Annotated in this window: 14 protein-coding genes; 8 read left to right on the top strand and 6 right to left on the bottom strand. The window is 37.7% G+C overall.

The window, feature by feature from the left end; genetic code table 11:
* Positions 1-37: 37 nt before the first annotated feature.
* Positions 38-3553, bottom strand: coding sequence for a VCBS repeat-containing protein (locus tag BIZ36_RS15265; RefSeq protein WP_187458755.1), 3516 nt, complete (start codon positions 3551-3553; stop codon positions 38-40).
* A gap of 677 nt (positions 3554-4230) precedes the next feature.
* Between BIZ36_RS15265 and BIZ36_RS15270 the strand changes: the two genes are divergently transcribed.
* Entirely contained in the window at positions 4231-6756 is a 2526-nt protein-coding gene (locus tag BIZ36_RS15270) for a PAS domain-containing protein (protein ID WP_187458756.1), read from the top strand.
* A gap of 457 nt (positions 6757-7213) precedes the next feature.
* Here the strand turns inward: BIZ36_RS15270 and BIZ36_RS15275 are convergent, their stop codons facing one another.
* Positions 7214-8263, bottom strand: coding sequence for a helix-turn-helix domain-containing protein (locus tag BIZ36_RS15275; protein WP_187458757.1), 1050 nt, complete (start codon positions 8261-8263; stop codon positions 7214-7216).
* 276 nt (positions 8264-8539) lie between these two features.
* Between BIZ36_RS15275 and BIZ36_RS15280 the strand changes: the two genes are divergently transcribed.
* Positions 8540-9988 (top strand): BLUF domain-containing protein, encoded by a 1449-nt coding sequence (locus tag BIZ36_RS15280; protein WP_187458758.1) that lies wholly within the window; start codon positions 8540-8542, stop codon positions 9986-9988.
* 445 nt (positions 9989-10433) lie between these two features.
* Entirely contained in the window at positions 10434-12596 is a 2163-nt protein-coding gene (locus BIZ36_RS15285; protein WP_286174836.1) for a catalase, read from the top strand.
* 63 nt (positions 12597-12659) lie between these two features.
* Here BIZ36_RS15285 and BIZ36_RS15290 read toward each other — a convergent pair whose 3' ends face one another.
* Complete coding sequence (locus tag BIZ36_RS15290) at positions 12660-13094, bottom strand: BLUF domain-containing protein (RefSeq protein ID WP_187458759.1); 435 nt, start codon at positions 13092-13094, stop codon at positions 12660-12662.
* Between the two features lie 159 nt (positions 13095-13253).
* Between BIZ36_RS15290 and BIZ36_RS15295 the strand changes: the two genes are divergently transcribed.
* Positions 13254-13664 (top strand): hypothetical protein, encoded by a 411-nt coding sequence (locus BIZ36_RS15295; RefSeq protein ID WP_187458760.1) that lies wholly within the window; start codon positions 13254-13256, stop codon positions 13662-13664.
* Between the two features lie 20 nt (positions 13665-13684).
* The gene (locus BIZ36_RS21175) at positions 13685-13819 is read left to right on the top strand and encodes a hypothetical protein (protein WP_286174839.1); all 135 of its coding nucleotides are present in this window, start codon (positions 13685-13687) and stop codon (positions 13817-13819) included.
* A 132-nt stretch (positions 13820-13951) separates the two neighbouring features.
* Here the strand turns inward: BIZ36_RS21175 and BIZ36_RS15300 are convergent, their stop codons facing one another.
* Positions 13952-14476 (bottom strand): DUF421 domain-containing protein, encoded by a 525-nt coding sequence (locus BIZ36_RS15300; RefSeq protein WP_187458761.1) that lies wholly within the window; start codon positions 14474-14476, stop codon positions 13952-13954.
* A gap of 251 nt (positions 14477-14727) precedes the next feature.
* Here BIZ36_RS15300 and BIZ36_RS15305 point away from each other — a divergent pair, with 251 nt between their 5' ends.
* From BIZ36_RS15305 to BIZ36_RS15315, 3 genes are all read left to right on the top strand, one after another.
* A complete protein-coding gene (locus BIZ36_RS15305; protein WP_187458762.1) occupies positions 14728-15171 on the top strand; it encodes a hypothetical protein in 444 nt (147 codons plus the stop codon).
* A gap of 85 nt (positions 15172-15256) precedes the next feature.
* Positions 15257-15742: a YciE/YciF ferroxidase family protein gene (locus BIZ36_RS15310; protein WP_187458763.1), complete on the top strand. Its 486-nt coding sequence runs from the start codon at positions 15257-15259 to the stop codon at positions 15740-15742.
* A gap of 128 nt (positions 15743-15870) precedes the next feature.
* Positions 15871-16389 (top strand): hypothetical protein, encoded by a 519-nt coding sequence (locus BIZ36_RS15315; RefSeq protein ID WP_187458764.1) that lies wholly within the window; start codon positions 15871-15873, stop codon positions 16387-16389.
* A 118-nt stretch (positions 16390-16507) separates the two neighbouring features.
* Here the strand turns inward: BIZ36_RS15315 and BIZ36_RS15320 are convergent, their stop codons facing one another.
* A complete protein-coding gene (locus tag BIZ36_RS15320) occupies positions 16508-17101 on the bottom strand; it encodes a DUF1989 domain-containing protein (protein ID WP_187458765.1) in 594 nt (197 codons plus the stop codon).
* The coding region (locus BIZ36_RS15325; RefSeq protein ID WP_187458766.1) for a YqcI/YcgG family protein at positions 17091-17364 on the bottom strand (274 nt) is incomplete at its 5' end. The genes BIZ36_RS15320 and BIZ36_RS15325, both read right to left, overlap by 11 nt.

A 17364-nucleotide genomic window follows, 5' to 3' on the forward strand; every position in this document is an offset into this window, starting at 1 on the left:
AACTAGTTCTTTAAAATTGGGTTAGTAGGAATTCCGACTATAGAGCCCCTCTTTTTTCTCCTTTAAAATTGGTGATGGTAATTTTGATAGCACCTTCTTCTAAAGGAAGCGTTCTTGAAGACTGCGAAAGGTAGCTAGAGCCATACTGAAATTCTACCCTTCTGCGACGGCCATCTTTAAACCAAATATCGGCAGAAAAATCGCCGGGTTGAATATGTACCCACTTCTTGGTTTTATTTGAATTTTTTTGCAGTACAATAAGTTCATCTTGGTTTTGGGTGGCAATATAAAGGTCTTTCTGGTCGGCTATGTGTACCCTGGCCAACCCTTTGGCATCACCCTTTACATAAAATCCGGAGTTTTGTAACTGCATGGGTTGAAATCCTGAATTTTTAGAACCCAATAAGCAAAGCCCATTAAAGGCATCGTGGCGACCGCTGTAGGGATCCATTCCGTAATCGTTGCCGACCACAAGTATATCTAAATAACCATCTTCATTGATATCTTCGGCCATCATACCATAAATTGGGGCCGCTTGTGCTTCATTGGGCAAGGGAGACATGGCGAATTGACCATTGCCCTTGTTTTCAATAAAGGAGGTTCTCATTTCGTTGGCCTCTAAAATGATGGCTCCTTCTTTTTGGGCTTCCGTCCAAAGTTGATCCATGTCGGCCATACCGTATGAGGTATAGGTAGGAAATTTTTTTCTCATGCTGACTACCTGGCCTACCAAATCGTCACGTGATGGTATCGGATAAGGTTTGCGTATTCCATCGTTGCCCATCATATAGCAAAAAACGGTTCCATCAAAAGATCCATTTTTATCCATGTCTTTGGCAATGATGGTCATCGGTTCTTTTTGGGTAGCTTCGTAATTTGTGTTGAGCCCTAAGTTTCCGGCTACATAATCCATGTCACCGTCATTATCAAAATCGCCGGCCACTAAGCTGTTCCACCAGCCTTTGCGGTCTTCGATGTCCGTTTTTATTTCGACCAGCGAGTCTCCTGTGTTTTTGAAAAAGGTAATGGGCATCCACTCACCGGCCAAGATAAGGTCTGGTTTTCCATCCATATCAAAATCGCTCCAAAGAGCATCCGTAACCATTCCGATGCGTTTCAATTTAGGGCTATAAGTCTCGGTAACATCAATAAATTGACCGTTGTCGTTACGGAATAAAAAGCTTTCCGGTGCCTGCGGATAGGCTGCTGAAACTACTCTACCACCTACAAAAAGGTCAAGGTCGCCATCCCCATCAAAATCTGCGGCTTTTACACAAGACCCATTGGTGAAATCTTTAGGAAGGTTGTTGGCCCGTGTAAAGTAACCTTTACCATCATTAAGAAAAAAGCGGTCATTGCTGATTTCGTGCCTTGCAGGTATTTCATAGCTGCCACTAACTAGGTAAAGGTCTAGGTCGTTGTCGTTGTCAGCGTCGAAAAAAAGTACGCCCATATCTTCATAAAGAATGTCTTCTTTTTGCGAGAAACGATTGACATCTTTTAAAAATGTACCGTTACTATTTTGCATAAAGAACACTCCTGGGTTATCGGAAGAGCCACCAATATATAGGTCTTCATGACCATTACCATCAATATCGCCCACGGCAATGCCCGGCCCATATTGACTTAATTTATGCGGAATGGTTGGCTGAATATTGAAGTCTGAAAAGTCTGTTTCTTTTGGGGTGTAAACCAATTGATGTTGGGAAGAAGCGTCGGAGAAAATGGAGTTGTTAAAAGAAGGCTTACTTTCTTTAGTGGATGTCGCATTCGAATAATTAACTGAAATCTGGTTTTCAACGAGGTTACTTAAAACTTGCGATTTTCCATCGGGCCAACGTATCCGCAAAGAATCAACCTGGGTCGCACCGCCGATACCTAGATGAATTCTGGAATCATTGGTGGAAAGGTAACCTCTGATGGGGTAATGCTCAAAATATTGCATTTTACCGTTGGAGTATACCTTTATGGATGCCCCATAACCATCAGGATTGTTGGCTGGGCCTTTAATGGATACCGATACATGCCCGTCTGAAACGTTCAGGGTATTTTCATAGACTAATGCGGTGTCATTTATATTGTTTACTAAAACGTCAAGATCACCATCATTGTCAAGGTCGGCATAGACCCCGCCGTTAGAAAATGACTTTTGGTCTAGCCCCCATTTTTTAGAAGTATTTTCAAATCTGGAACCATCAATATTTTTAAAGGAGTAATTAGCCAATTTAACTACGGGTAAGCGGTCGGTCATTTCAAGAGTGTAACTCTGTGCCCCTGCTGTTTGCCCACTTTCATATGCTATGTAATCAAGATCAGTAACATCTTTAGGCAAACCATTGGTAATGATGAGGTCTTTATAACCGTCATTATCAAAATCCGCAGCAAGCGGGCACCAGCTCCAATCGGTTTGGTAAATACTTGACATAAATGCTTGATCGGTAAATACAGGGTGGCCGTTAGGGGTAGGCCCACTGCTCAACTGAAGCACATTACGAACATATTGGTGGTTGTAGCTGTACTGTTGGTTGTTGATGTAATTGTAATACTCATTACCGCTCAGCATTCGTTTTTTACGAAGATTGTTCTCAGGAAGCATCTCCAACGAAATAACATCGGGAAAACCGTCATTGTTGAAATCGACTACGTCCGTACCCATGGCGTTCCATGCCGTGTGCTTGAAATAGTTGTCTAACTGATTGGTAAAAGTGCCATCTTGATTATTGATATAAAGTAGGTCGTTCGATACAAAATCGTTAGCGACATAAATATCGGGCCACCCGTCTCCGTTAAAATCACTGATGTTAGCGGCATGTCCCCATCCTTCTATAGTGATTCCGGCATTTTCCGAGACATTGGTAAACGTATGGTCTCCGTTGTTTCGGTAAAGGCGATCTGTATTTTTTGCAGAACCGTCGGTCAATTTCGCCCGATAGCGAATGGGGGTGCGAGGATCATAAATTTCATTGGTGACGAGATACATATCCAGATCACCATCTTGATCGTAGTCAAAAAAATAGCCTTGTGTACTATATCCATCATCGGCCAATCCATAAGATTTGGCCGACTCTTCAAAAATGGGAATTCCCTTTTTGTTGGTTCCTTGATTGATGTACAAGAGGTTGGTTCTGCGTTCGGGGTCATTTCTAAATGAAGCCGCGACATAGATGTCTAGCCAGCCATCGGCATTAATATCGACTACTGAAATTCCCGTACTCCAATGCCCTTGCCCATCAACGAGTGCCTCTTTAGTAACATCTTTGAAATTAAAATTCCCTTGGTTGAGGTAGAGTTTGTTTGAGACCATGTTGCCGGCAAAATAGGCATCAATAAGTCCGTCATTATTAAAATCGCCCATACCGATTCCCCCTCCATTATAAATATTGGCCTGGTTGAGAATATTGAGGGTATCGCTTTCTGTCAATAAATTATTGAATTCAATTCCGGTACGATTTGCCGGATGCAGTTTGAAAAGTGTGTTGCTGTCTTGGCTCCAAATAAAAGAGGGCCCCAACATCAAGACCATTAGTAGTCTGAGTTGATAGTTAGTTTTCATTAGTCTGAGTTTTCTTGTCAATAACAGGCAGATATAAAAATCCTGAATTGGCAAAAATTGGTTGTTAAATTGAGACAAATAAAAATAGCTTTTGGCATCAATAAGAACTTTACAAATTGATTCTATTCCTCAACAATTTGAATCAAAATGGTAGTGTCACCGGTAGGAATGATGTTTTTTGATTCTTGTAGCTATGAAGTTTTTATGGAATTACTAACTACTTGTATTAATCTTATTGGTGCAGTTTAAGAGATTTTAGGTGCAAGGTGATTTACTCTCTCTTAGTACTATAGAAAAACATAAATGGGAGAAATAATAAAGAATTTTAAAGATTATAGCATTGTTGGGTTTAAGAATTCAATTTCTTATTCTATTGATTTCAACAATCCTTTAGATAGATTTAATAAAACTGTATTGCCTACTACTCGTTTTAAGTAGAAAAAATTAAATGGATTTTTCAATAGTCGCTTAATCATAACATTTTACGATGTACATGGGATTACATGTAGGTTACAACGGAGAATATCAAATTATTTTTCCTGATTATTGATGGTAATTTTTTTTGGACTATTCTCCTAAAGAATTAAAATATATCTTAGAATTTTATTAAGTAGGATTCTATAATAACAGGTACATAGTTTAACAAACTTTCGATTATTTTCTAAAGCAATTCATGAATGCATAACAAAGATGGAATGACCCCATCATTTTTAAGGGATGGAGGTGAAATGAGTGGGCTCATTTGTGATAAGGATTGGAATGAACATCCATTAGGGATACCGGAAATTTGGCCAATGGCCTTCAAGGTTTCATTGAATAATATGCTCAAAACGGCTTTCCCTTCATTAATATTCTGGGGAGATGACTTGTTTTGCTTTTACAATGACGCCTATAAACCTAGTCTTGGAATAGATGGTAAACATCCCAGAATTTTGGGTAAAAGGGCTGAATTGGCCTATCCCGAAATTTGGGAAACTATAAAACCTATGTTGATGCAGGTCATGTCCTCCGGAAAGCCTATCTGGAGAGAGAATCAGCTTATACCAATCCATAGAAACGGCCGGTTGGAAAATGTCTATTGGACATTTAGCTACAGTGCGCTAATGGGAGATGATGAACAGATTTCCGGTGTCTTGGTCACCTGTACAGAGACTACCCAAGCGGTTTTGAGCTTACAAAGGTTAGAGGAAAGTGAAGATCTGTTAAAGTTTGCGGTGGATGCTGCCGAATTAGGAACTTGGGATTATAATCCAAAGACCGGTAAATTTCATGGCAATCAAAGACTTAAGAATTGGTTTGGCATTTCAATAGATAGCGAAATAGACCTTACCGTTGCTTTAAATGCAATACTCCCAACGGACCGTAAACGCGTAGAGAAAGGTATTCAGAATGCCTTGGATGGCAATAACAATGGAAAATATGATATTATCTATAGGATTAAAAACAAAAAAAACAATGAAATAAAAATTGTAAGGGCGTTAGGTCGTGCTTGGTTTGATAGTGAAGGGGAAGCCTATCGTTTTAACGGAACCCTACAAGATGTGACCGAACAAGAGAAATCTGCCGAACAACTTAGAACGGCCAACCTCCAGATAAAATTTGAAAAGGAAAGATTTGAGAATATTGTTCGCAATGCACCGGTAGGAATCGCTATGTTCAAGGGGGATGCAGTTCTGGTTGAAATGGCGAATCCCACTTTTTTAAATATCGTAGATAAACCTTCCGAGGAGTTAATAGGAAGAAAAATTTACGAGGTTTTTCCAGACTTGAAGGAACGAATAAAACCGCTGTTTGATGATGTTTTCAAAAATGGAAAAGCGGTGGTGGGAAAGGAATTCTATTTACCTCTTAAAAGACAGGGAAGTATCGTTCATGCCTATTTTAATTTTATTCTGCATCCTACCAAAATGAGCTCCAAGAAGGATTTTGAGGTCATGCTGATTGCCAATGAGATTACCGATTACGTGGTCTCACAAAGAATATTGAACGAAAAGGAAAATCAATTCAAGAACCTTGTCTTACAGTCTCCGGTGGCAAAAGCGATATTCAGGGGTCAAGACTTGGTAATTGAAATGGCTAACCATAAAATGCTGAAGCATTTTTGGGCCAAATCGTGGGAAGAAGTTGCGGGCAAAAAGTTAGTTGAGGTCTTTCCTGAGTTGGAGGGTCAAAAATATATCAATATTTTAAAAGAGGTAATAAGTACGGGTGAGACCATTAAAGATTATGATTCCAGGGCAGTGGTCGTAAAAAATGGTGTTGAAAATGTCTTCTACGTTAATTATGTGTACCTACCGTTACGAGAAATGGATGGAACGGTCTTTGGGGTAATGATAACCGTAACAGATGTGACCAATGAATTTCTAGCTAAGGAAAAACTGATCAACTTTTCCAAGGAATTGGAAAAACAAGTGGAGCAACGAACCAGTCTGCTCAATAAGGCCAATATAGATTTAAAAAATTCAATTGAACAACTAGAAAAAGCCAATGATGAGCTAGAATCATTCGCTTATGTATCCAGTCATGATTTGCAGGAACCTTTACGAAAAATACAGATGTTCACCTCTAGGATTTTAGACCATGATGGTAATAATCTATCATCAAAAGGAAGGACATATTTTCATAAAATTACAGAATCTGCAAAGAGGATGCGTAATTTGATCAATGATCTCTTAGCTTTCTCTAAAGCCGATAATGAGGACTACAAACTTGAAAATGTAGATTTGGATAGTATGATCAATACTATTTTGGAAGACCGTTCCGAGTATATTGAAAATGTAGGAGCATCTATTCAAAAAGAAAAACTACCCAGTATTGTGGGGATACCATTTCAATTAAGACAAGTCTTTGACAATTTAATAGGAAATTCACTTAAGTTTTCCAAGGAAGGTCAAGCTCCCTTCATAAGCATTACTTCAGAGGATTTGTTGGGTGAGGCCAATAGTTTGGGGGGACTTAAAAATGGCACTCGGTACGTAAAAATCAAAATTGAGGATAATGGTATTGGCTTTCCAAAAGGAATGGAGACAAAGATTTTCGAGGTTTTTCAAAGAACCCATGATAGAACAAAATACGGTGGCACGGGAATAGGATTAGCAATTGTAAAGAAGATTGTTCACGCTCACCATGGTATTATAAACGCTACCTCTGTAGAAGGACATGGATCGGTATTTACCTTATATCTGCCTTTAGGCACTTTGTAGAAGATGGTATTTAAGAAAATCAATGAGTTAAATAATAAGCTTCCCAAGGGTTTCGGTATAAAGTTGAACAAGTAAATAATAGATAATCCATTTTATTTTACTCAAATGGTTACTTTTTCTTGGAGTTTTTTCTCAATTAATCTTTAATGAAACCTCAGTTGCTTCTTAAGCAAATTATATGGCATCTTTCAGCAAATGGGATTTAAATAGAGTTAAAAGAATTCACAATTAAACAACCATCTTTTACTTTACTATAATAGATTAGACGCAGATGAATTTAAAAAAACTCATTTATCATGTCTAAATTCAAGAAAATTGTTCAAAAAAGAAAATCGTACAACTTATTGATTCTAGCACTTCTTACCGGTGTGCTATGTTTTGCGTTGTATATAAACTATTAACGGCACATTTCTATCCATTGGTTTTAACTGACAAATTGTTTCTTCGTCATTGGAAACTAATTTCTTATAGTCTTTAATTTACGGGAAATGGAATCTCTGTAGTCTGCTCTAAATTCTTGAGGAGTCATTCCTGTTCGTTCCTTAAAAATTTTAGAGATGTAGCTTTTACTTGAAATACCTACCAAATCAGAAATTTCAGAAATTTGCAAGTCCGTATTTACCAAAAGTTCTTGGATTTTTGAATACCGTTTTTCCTTAATGAACTCTTTCACCGTTGTACCAAAAAGATACCTAAACCCTTCTTGCAGTTTGTTGACATTTAGCCCTACTTCTGTCGCTATTTCTTGAATGGACCTTAAATTTGATAAATTTTGTTCTATATGTTTGGCGGTCATTTCAATCTGTTTTACCTCTGATCGTCTAAGCAAAATAGTATTGGTTTTTCCTTTTTGGTCATCTAGGTATAGCTGTATTTGTTTGGTCAATACCTCATATGCTTTTCCTTCGAGAAACAACTTCCTAATAAAATTTTCTTCCTTGAAATTTTCCATTTCGTTGAAGATACTTGCTAGTTGAAGGCTGTAAAAGCCATCATGATAGAATGCATTTATCGCCTTTACGTCATTAAAGAGATTATTAAGATTACTCCCCATGTTTTTTAAATCACAATCTATTTTTCTTAAAAACGATTGCCGGGCAATTTCCAAACTATAGATTTTAGTTTTAATATTCTTTTTAAAACGTAAAACATGTCCATTGTTTCTTTCACTCGCTACTATAGCTTCTTGGTACTGTTCAATCTCGTGTTGTGTATTTTCGTTTTCAAACCTATGGAATAGTTTGCCTTCAAGGCAATAGAGAAACTTTAAAGGGTGTATTTCATTTACAACAAATTTAACCTCCAAATCTTCATAGAATAAACAATCATAAAGAAGTATTCCCAGTCCACCATTAAAATTAATGCCTCTAATTTCTCCTTTGCCAAATTCTTGGGGCAATTTTAATATATATTCTTCACATCGTTCTATATAGGGCGTTCCCAGTTGTTTAGAGAGGTTTTGTATTACCTGTTTTAAAGGTAATGATTGCACGCTTATACTTTTCATGTTATTTAGTTGGTAGTCTGATCTTAAAGTCTTTTAACAAATATAAATTTCCGTTTTATAGAAAAGTTGTAATAAATATCCAGATTTTAATGGCTTGGATGTATAAACCTATCAAACGGAAGTTGGATTTGCGAAAATTAAAGCAAAATAATGATACAAACACCATTTTGGGCTAGAATCGCACCGTCAGTTATGGCATATTTGTTAAGATTTAAGCGATTTTTGTTATTCCAATTTTGACATTTGTGTTTATTTTACATCATTAATTTGATTTAAATGTTAAGAGTAAATGAAGAGAGCCCTACGGATCACTTAAGGAGATTGTCCGTAGAATTGGGCGCTACATTTAAAGAAGGGGTTGGGGCATCTTCCTTAATTCTAAATAATGAGAACGGAAAAGGCTATATAAATTTATATGAACTTTTTCCTGGCCTTTTGGTAAGAACCTATAATCTAGAATTAGCAAATGAGCTGGTTTTGTCCCTTACCAAAAACGAATACTCCCCACTATACCTGATATATTGCCTGGAAGGTAGTTACGAGCACAGTTATAATGGAGAGGATAATTTGAAAACGATATCCGAAGGTAGAAATCTCATTAGCTTGACTGCGGAGCATGAAGAACATCTTTTAAAACTACCCGCTAGTGTACGTTTAAAAATATCCGTGATCGTTCTTTTAAGGGAAGACATCAATTCCAACAAACTAAAATTAAAGGGTAATATTAGGACTGTAATGAGGGATATAGTTCTAAAAATGGAGCATGGCGACTCATACAGGTTCATTGGGGGCTTAAAAAATCCCATAGGCAGACATGCTAAAATACTGATAGAAAATAAGCGTACTGATCTTGCTGGAAAATTGATAACGGAATCTGCTACCTATGGTACCTTGGCCGCCCAGTTGGATGATCATGACAATTCTTTTTCTACGGAAGAAAAAACAGGTATTAGGGATGTTGAATTAGAAAGGGTAATCAAGTTGTGCTCCTATATCTCCAGTAATATACACAAACCACACACCGTTAAAGAATTGGCATTCAAGAGCGGTATTTATGAAAAGAAGCTACAGGAGGCCTTTAATTTTTTATTCAATCAAAGTGTGGCAGAATGTATTAAAAACATGAGGCTCGAAAAAGGGAAAGAGCTTTTAGAGACTTCAAATATTAAAATTGCGAATATCTGTGATGAAATTGGAATCAACAGTCACAGTTATTTTTCTAAAATATTCTATGAGAAATATGGTTTGGCACCACAAGAGTACCGTGAATCCTTGGAAAGTGCGGAATGGGTCTTTGAGTTGTCTTACAAATCAAAAGCCAAACTCTATTTATCCGACGCTGAAGTTTCAGATTTGGTCAAGGAGGCAGATCGGGTCAATAAAATAAATTCAATAACCGGTTGTCTCGTTCATTATGAGGACGATTTTTTTCAATTGCTAGAAGGTCCAAAGGCACGGGTCTTGGAATTATTTGAAAAAATTACCGCTGATGAAAGGCACGAAGAGGTAGAATTACTCTGGAAAGGACCTAGAAAAAGAAGAATCTTCGATAATATAGGTTTAATATTAATCAGTGATAGAAAGAAATTTACGGACGATCAATCCGTAGGGGACTTAGGTCTTGATATGCAGACCATCTTAAGCAATACATCGCCTTCAACCATAAAAGATTTGCAATTCTGGCAACACGTGAGGAATAGGATCCATTTGATGAATGCATCCTAAATTATAAGTAGGTATTGAGATAATATCCCAAGATTAGAAACCCTAGTAGAAACAATAAAAGGGAAATAAACCAATATTGCGTCCTTAGTTCACCATTGAACTTCGGTGTCGCTTTGTTTAATAGTTGATCTAGTATTTTTTTCATGTAAGGTCTTTTTCAAAGGGTTCATAGTACCAATCGTTTTTTCACTTTAGGAAAAATAAAATTACTACAACCATACGGGTTAGAATTTTAATTTGCAGAAACAATTAACAAATCTGCTTCAAATTTCAAGAGCATAATGGTGTAAAACAAACCTATTTTTAATTACATTTTCAAGTACTGGCAGATAATTGAAAATAGGGAGCATTCAAGTTAAATACCAATCTTTTCAAGCTAATTCAACCGCCCGTACCATTCTAATTTCATTGTGAATAAACAACGCTTTATTCAGAACCTAATTCAATGAACCTAGAAAAGTACATTATGTCTGAAAAGAATAAATCTAAAAATGCTAGTTCGGATAAAATTAAGCAGTTGGAAAACTACGCTGTAGATTATACCGATAAGCCGTTGACCACAAGACAAGGTCTAAAAGTAAATGATACCAATAACTCCCTAAAGGCAGGTGTAAGAGGGGCTACGTTGTTAGAAGATTTTCTCCTGCGCGAAAAAATCCACAGCTTTGATCATGAACGAATTCCAGAAAGGATAGTGCATGCCCGCGGTAGTGCGGCACATGGCTATTTTGAATTGACAAAAAGTATTGAAAAATATTCAAAAGCGGGAATTTTTACTGATACTTCCAGAAGAACACCGGTTTTTGTTCGGTTTTCCACGGTAGCAGGGTCTAAGGGCTCAACTGATTTGGCCCGTGACGTACGGGGTTTTGCGGTAAAATTCTATACCAAGGAGGGAACTTGGGACCTAGTGGGAAACAATATGCCCATTTTCTTCATACAGGATGCCATGAAATTCCCAGATTTAATTCATTCCGTAAAACCTGAACCCAATAACGAAATCCCTCAAGCGGCATCTGCACATGATACTTTTTACGATTTTGTTTCTCGTGCCACGGAAACCCTTCACAATCATATTTGGGTCATGAGTGACCGAGGTATTCCCAGAAGTTATAGAATGATGGAAGGGTTTGGTATTCACACCTTCCGGTTGATTAATGCTAAAGGCGAAGCGCATTTCGTAAAATTTCACTGGAAGCCCAAATTGGGCGTGCATTCCGTTACTTGGGACGAGGCGGTAAAAATAAGCGGTGCGGACAGTGATTTCCATAGAAGGGACCTCTGGGATGCCATAGAATCCGGTAACTATCCTGAGTGGGAATTAGGTATACAGGTGGTTGCAGAAAAGGACGAACATAAATTCGACTTTGATTTATTGGACCCTACTAAACTGATCCCAGAAGAAATGGTGCCTGTAGAGATAATTGGGCGCATGGTTCTTAACAAAAATCCTGAGAACTTCTTTGCGGAAACAGAACAAGTGGCCTTTTTACCCGGAAATATCGTCCCAGGAATTGATTTTACCAATGACCCGCTACTGCAGGGAAGGCTCTTTTCATATAGGGATACCCAGCTTTCTCGCTTGGGAAGTCCTAATTTTCACCAGATTCCTATTAATAGACCTGTTACGGATGTGCATGTCAACCAACGTGACGGTCACATGCAAATGGATATACCAAAGGGTCAAACAGCCTACTTCCCAAATGCCCTCAGTGGAGGATGCCCTTATTTGAGCAAAGTTGCCGAAGGAGGTTTTGAGTCCTATCAAGAACGAATTGATGCCAAGAAAATAAGAGGAAGAAGTGAAAGTTTTAATGACCATTTTTCGCAGCCGGCACTATTTTACAGAAGCCTTGCAGATTGGGAAAAAGAGCATGTTATTGCTGCATATTCCTTTGAATTGGGCAAGTGCAATCATGAGGAAATTAAAAGTCGTATGCTTTACATTATCGCTCAAATTGATACAGATTTGGCGGATAAAGTGGCGGATAATCTAGGAATGAAAGTTCCCAAAGACATTGAAAGGCCTTTGAATCGATCCATAGGAGCAGACGCAGTAGTGGAAGATCATCAGCCGGGAGAAAAGAAAATATATCTGGAAAAATCTCCCGTTCTGAGCCAATCGAACACCAAGTTCGATACCATTGCTACACGGCAAATAGCTGTATTGGTTGCTGATGGATTCCATATGAAGTCCTTTGAAGCCATGCAAAAGGCTTTGGAGAAAGAGCAGGCGGTAATTAAGTTGGTTGCACCGCATGGAGGCAAGGTTACTTGTGATGAAGGAATGGAGCATAAGGTAGATGCAGCTATAAGTACGACAGAAAGTGTATTGTTCGATGCTATTTATGTTCCCGGAGGGGAAAAATCGATTGGTAAATTAAAAGAACAATCAAAATTCATCAAATTTTTAAATGAGGCCTTTTCGCATTGCAAAGCTATAGCCGTTGATGGCGAGGGCGAAGAATTACTAGATGCGTCGGCGATAAAGGATTATAAGGATGATAAAGCCCTCTTTATCAATGCGGAACCGAAGAGTTTTATAAAGGCAATTTCAAATCATAGAAATTGGGAACGAAGGAAAGTTGCCCAAAAAATTCCCGTATAAAACCAAAACTTCTTTAAACAAAAGCTCCGATGCATTAGCTCATCGGGGCTTTTTTAATTTATATCATTTTTTAGGCGGTATAGCCAATAAAAATTTCATGCGTTTCCAGAATAGAACGGCGGTCACATTCGTGGGCTTGCTTAAATCTGCCAAGAGCATAAGGTTCCTTTTGAACTGTTCAAATTCCGGAATGCCCATGTGGTCTTCATCAATAGGGTAATAGGCCATCCCCCAATCCGGGAAATTCCTCTCGGTAATCGTATCCTCACTAAAAAGGTTTACTTTCTTGTGCCTTTTATCTTTTTCAATGTTTGAGTAAAGCGCTTTCACCTTTTCTTCGGGCCCTTCCAAAATTTGTATGAATTTGCCCAAATAGTAAATAAGACATCCGGTAATGCCATTATCGGAATTAAATGCCCTGGCGGTTTTAAGAATTTCTTCAATATCCGAATTTTTCAAATCAGGATTTGCCTGTGATTCGTATGTGAGGGTGTACATCCTTGGAGCTATTTATATTCTTGTAAAATTAAATCTTTTTTTAAATTTTGAGAGGCATAATTTGTGCATTTTTTTTCTGAAAGGATTACAACTCATTTCTTTTGGGATACACCTGTTAACAGACCGGGCTTAATTTAGGCTTTTATTAATTATTGGGGTATGGAATCACAAGATAACTTGGCCCTTCACTTGGGGCTGATTTTAAAATACAATGATAAGTCTATCGAAATATATAAGTTGATACATGACCAACTTTCGGATGAAACGGATGCTGAATTGACCTATCAAAAATATAGGGCACGGGAAATATTTTCAATGGAACTAAAGACAAGTTTAGAATTCGCCGGAATAAACGCCACTATAGGAGATGACCTGGAATATCATAAGCCGGAAGTTATAGAAGTTAATGGGGATCTTATAAAGAAGGGGGTAGAGTATGATCGGCTTACGGCAGATCAGTGCGCCATGGCATTAACACATGCAGACTTACCTTTTGCGGTATCTACCATCCTAACAAATCAGCTCACTACACTAAGAAATGATGTTGGGGAGTCAACGGAACATCTTTAATAAACAAATAAATCATCGTTATGAAAAATGTATTAAAAAACGTCATTCCAAGTATTACTTCGCAGGAAAGTGATAAGCCTGAAGAAAATATCCTTCCTGTTAGTACGGCAAGAATAGGAAAAGTCTGGTCATTGGAGGAGATTTTGGGCAAATAAACTATTTGATGGAATTGCCCTTTAGGTAGTTATATAATGGCCACGAAGGTCTAGGTAAATTCCGCTTAGGAATTGTACGTGCCCTAAATTAAAAGCATTGTTAAGTTTGTTTTCTTAAGTGTAAGAATAAATTTATGACCTGTTGACACCTTCCAATAGCCAATCATCTAAATAGGTATCTTCCTTAGTTTTATGAAGTACGCTTATGTCGCCTGTACTTTCGAAAACAACCGCAAGTACTTCTTCGGTAGAAGCCACGTTGGCCTCTCTTAATTTGGAACGTAGGTCGCTTTCCGTCACACGGGCCTTTTTCAGGTTTTCATGTAGAATTTTCTTCCCATCCATTAAAAGGAGGGGAGAATTATCCACGATTCTTTTTATGAAGTTCAACCTTCGGCCAATAGCTATTGTAATCTGCAGACAATAGATACTTGCCATCCCAACAATTCCGTCAATTAAGTTTACCGAGGGGGAAAGAATGGTAGAGGCTATTACGGAACCTATGGCCACGGTCATCGCAAAATCAAAACTTGACATTTTAGAGAAACTCCTTTTCCCTGCTATTCTCGTAAACAGGATTACCATTATATAAATTCCCACAGCACTTAGGATAATTCGATAAGTGGTAGGGATGTTGAGTTGTAATAATTCAGTCATTTGTTATTTTTTAGAAAACCATCAACTACTTATAGATTCAACTTAAGTCTATCAGGTTTAAGTATCTTATTTAGTTAAAATACTTATGTTTTGATTTTAGGACACTCCCTATCGCTCAATAAAATAATGCAATTAACGTGTGAACACTAAAAGATGGTAGGCAAAATTTAAATAGAGCGAACTATAATCGCAATCAGGTTAATGAGAATGGTCATAGATTTTTAATTTTTCGATGACTTAACCTTTTACAAATGGATTTATTGATTGTTCTTCTGGCCACTGGTTCGGCCACTATGGTCATGACTATTTTTAGCCATATATTATCATGGTACACAGATTACGTATTTAACGAAGCTCACCTTTTAAACCTACTGTTCGATAATGCTAAGGAATCAATTAAAAGAAGGAAAAACATAAATCATATCAATGGTTGGTTGGTTCATATTGCGATTGGTTTAGGAATGGCCATTGGTCTGTATTTTGCGTTTCTAACTGCATCATTAATGAATAATCTATTAAAAGCTATCGCATGGGGAATTTTAGCCGGCGGATTGGGTATCATTGGGTGGATGTTACTCTTTAATGTGTACGGTAAGCCGGAAAAAACTTCACTGAAACCTTTTTTTGTACAATTGGTCTTTGCACATATCCTTTTTACCCTTGTCTGCTTTGCAGTTTTCAAATTCTTTCATTAAGAATAATTAATCTATTTTTTGAATTAATAAATGGTGGGAAATAAGAATAATTTCAACTAAGAATTTAACCCTTAAATACACTGTTATGAAAAATTTGGAGCAATTATTTATACATCAATTAAAAGATTTGTTCAGCGCGGAAAGTCAACTGTTGGATGCTTTACCTAAAATGGCAAAGAAAGCTACGGATGGTAAATTGAAGAAGGCCTTTGAGGATCACTTGGAGGAAACAAAGGTGCAGAAGAAGAGGATAGAGGAAATTTGCAAGGAGTTCAATGTTTCTCCAAGTGGCGAAAAGTGTAAGGCCATGGAAGGATTGATCAAGGAAGCAGAGCATTTTATGGAGGAAGTACAGGATGAAAACGTAATGGATGCCGGACTCATTGCAGAGGCACAAAGAGTTGAACATTATGAAATTTCAGGTTATGGAACGGCGGTTAGATATGCCAAAGAGTTAGGTCATAAAGATGTGGCCAAAAAACTTCAAGAAACGCTTGATGAAGAATATGCGGCCGACAATAAATTGGATAAATTGGCAGAAACAAGGTTAAACAAGGCCGCACTATCGTAAAACCATTTCCACTGAGTTTTGGGGCACCTTTGGGTGCCCTTTTTTTTATTGCAATTTGCACTAAAAGTTTGGTTTTTTCAGTCACTTCCAATGACCTAAAATCCTGAATTTTATAAAAAAGAAGAAATATGACACAAGATAATAATCCTTTGGAGCTATACGGGCTGGAGAGGTCCCATATACCTTTTGGGAAACTTAAGAACCATACGGATTCCTTGAACGTTCCAGAAAATTTAAAAGAAAATTTTATAGCCTTTTGTGATAGTCAAAGGCAAACTTGTTCCTATTCCATAGGAATTTTTGATAAAATGGAAATTTGGAGAACACCTTACGAACTATACTATGCACTCTATGAATTTGCACATAATTCTTGTAAGGACTATAACTGCAGTAAGTATTTTGCCTTTTTCAAATATGAAGAAATGTCAGATTCTTCAAGTCAGGGCGATACCGCAAAAACTATGCTGGAGAAGTTATATGATTTGGAAGAAAAGGTTGGAGGACAAAAAGTAGATTCTTTTGATGCGGAAAGAGGCAATGCCGTCAACCTAAGATTATGGGGAAGGAAGATTATAGTGCGGTTAAACAATTCGTATAAAAACCTAGAGGTAAATTATCCTTATCTCGAATTTCATTTAGAACATTAGTGTACAATAATTGAAGCGTTTTTAAAGGACTCTTCTAATTTTAAATGGTAGCCTATAAAACTTAATGATTTAAAGACCTGATTCCAAAATCGGAATCAGGTCTATGTTTTTTATTAAGTTATTTCAAATTGGACATTATTTGAAATTGAATCGGTTTAAAAGAGCCGTTGTTGGAAGAGGCCGCCGAACATGCGGTAAGCGCAACTATGCAATCCATATGCGCCTGCAAGATTATATAATCTCCCGGTTTTGCCAACGGGGGCTCTACGCTGATAGCTCCATTTTTTGAGACGGGTACGTTCATAAAAATGTTGAACGCCACGGGTATATGATTGTTGGAAATATCGTATCGCTTAAGATTCACATGTAAGTTTTTTCTGCAAGAGGGGCCATCACTGAAATCTTGATAAAAATGTTCCATGGTACGACTACAGCAGGGGGCAAGTAAATAATCGTGCGTGCCACAGGTGTCCTCGATAATCTCGAACATTTTATTACTTTCATTACTGTACAAAGAATTGCCCTTGGTCAAAAAAATACTTTCCTCATAGTCGAATGTTTTTCCGTTGAACATATACTCCGAAATATTATCGGCATTAAAGGCTACCATGTCGGACACTTGCTCACCATCGGGACAGATTACCTTTAGATACTCTCCATTATTGATTTTGAAGGAGGCCCCGCTTTTAGGGGGTATGGTTTTAATGTTCATATGCATATTTTTTCACCTGTTTAGCCAAAAATGGACATTTCCAATCGGATTCAACCTTTCTTCCCGAATATTGGGCGGCTTGAGAACCTTGGCCAAAATCTGCCAGCATAGGGTTAATAGACCCATCGAAATTTATTTCTCGGTCCCTGGTAGCCTTTTTCATAATCTCGTACCGACCTTTTTTCCTAAGCTCATCAAACTGCGCTTGCAGGTTAAATGCAATAACGGGATATTTGAATCTTCTAGCCCTACGACTGCTCTTG

This window comes from Cytophaga sp. FL35 (assembly GCF_014349235.1).
Lineage (GTDB): Bacteria > Bacteroidota > Bacteroidia > Flavobacteriales > Flavobacteriaceae > Euzebyella.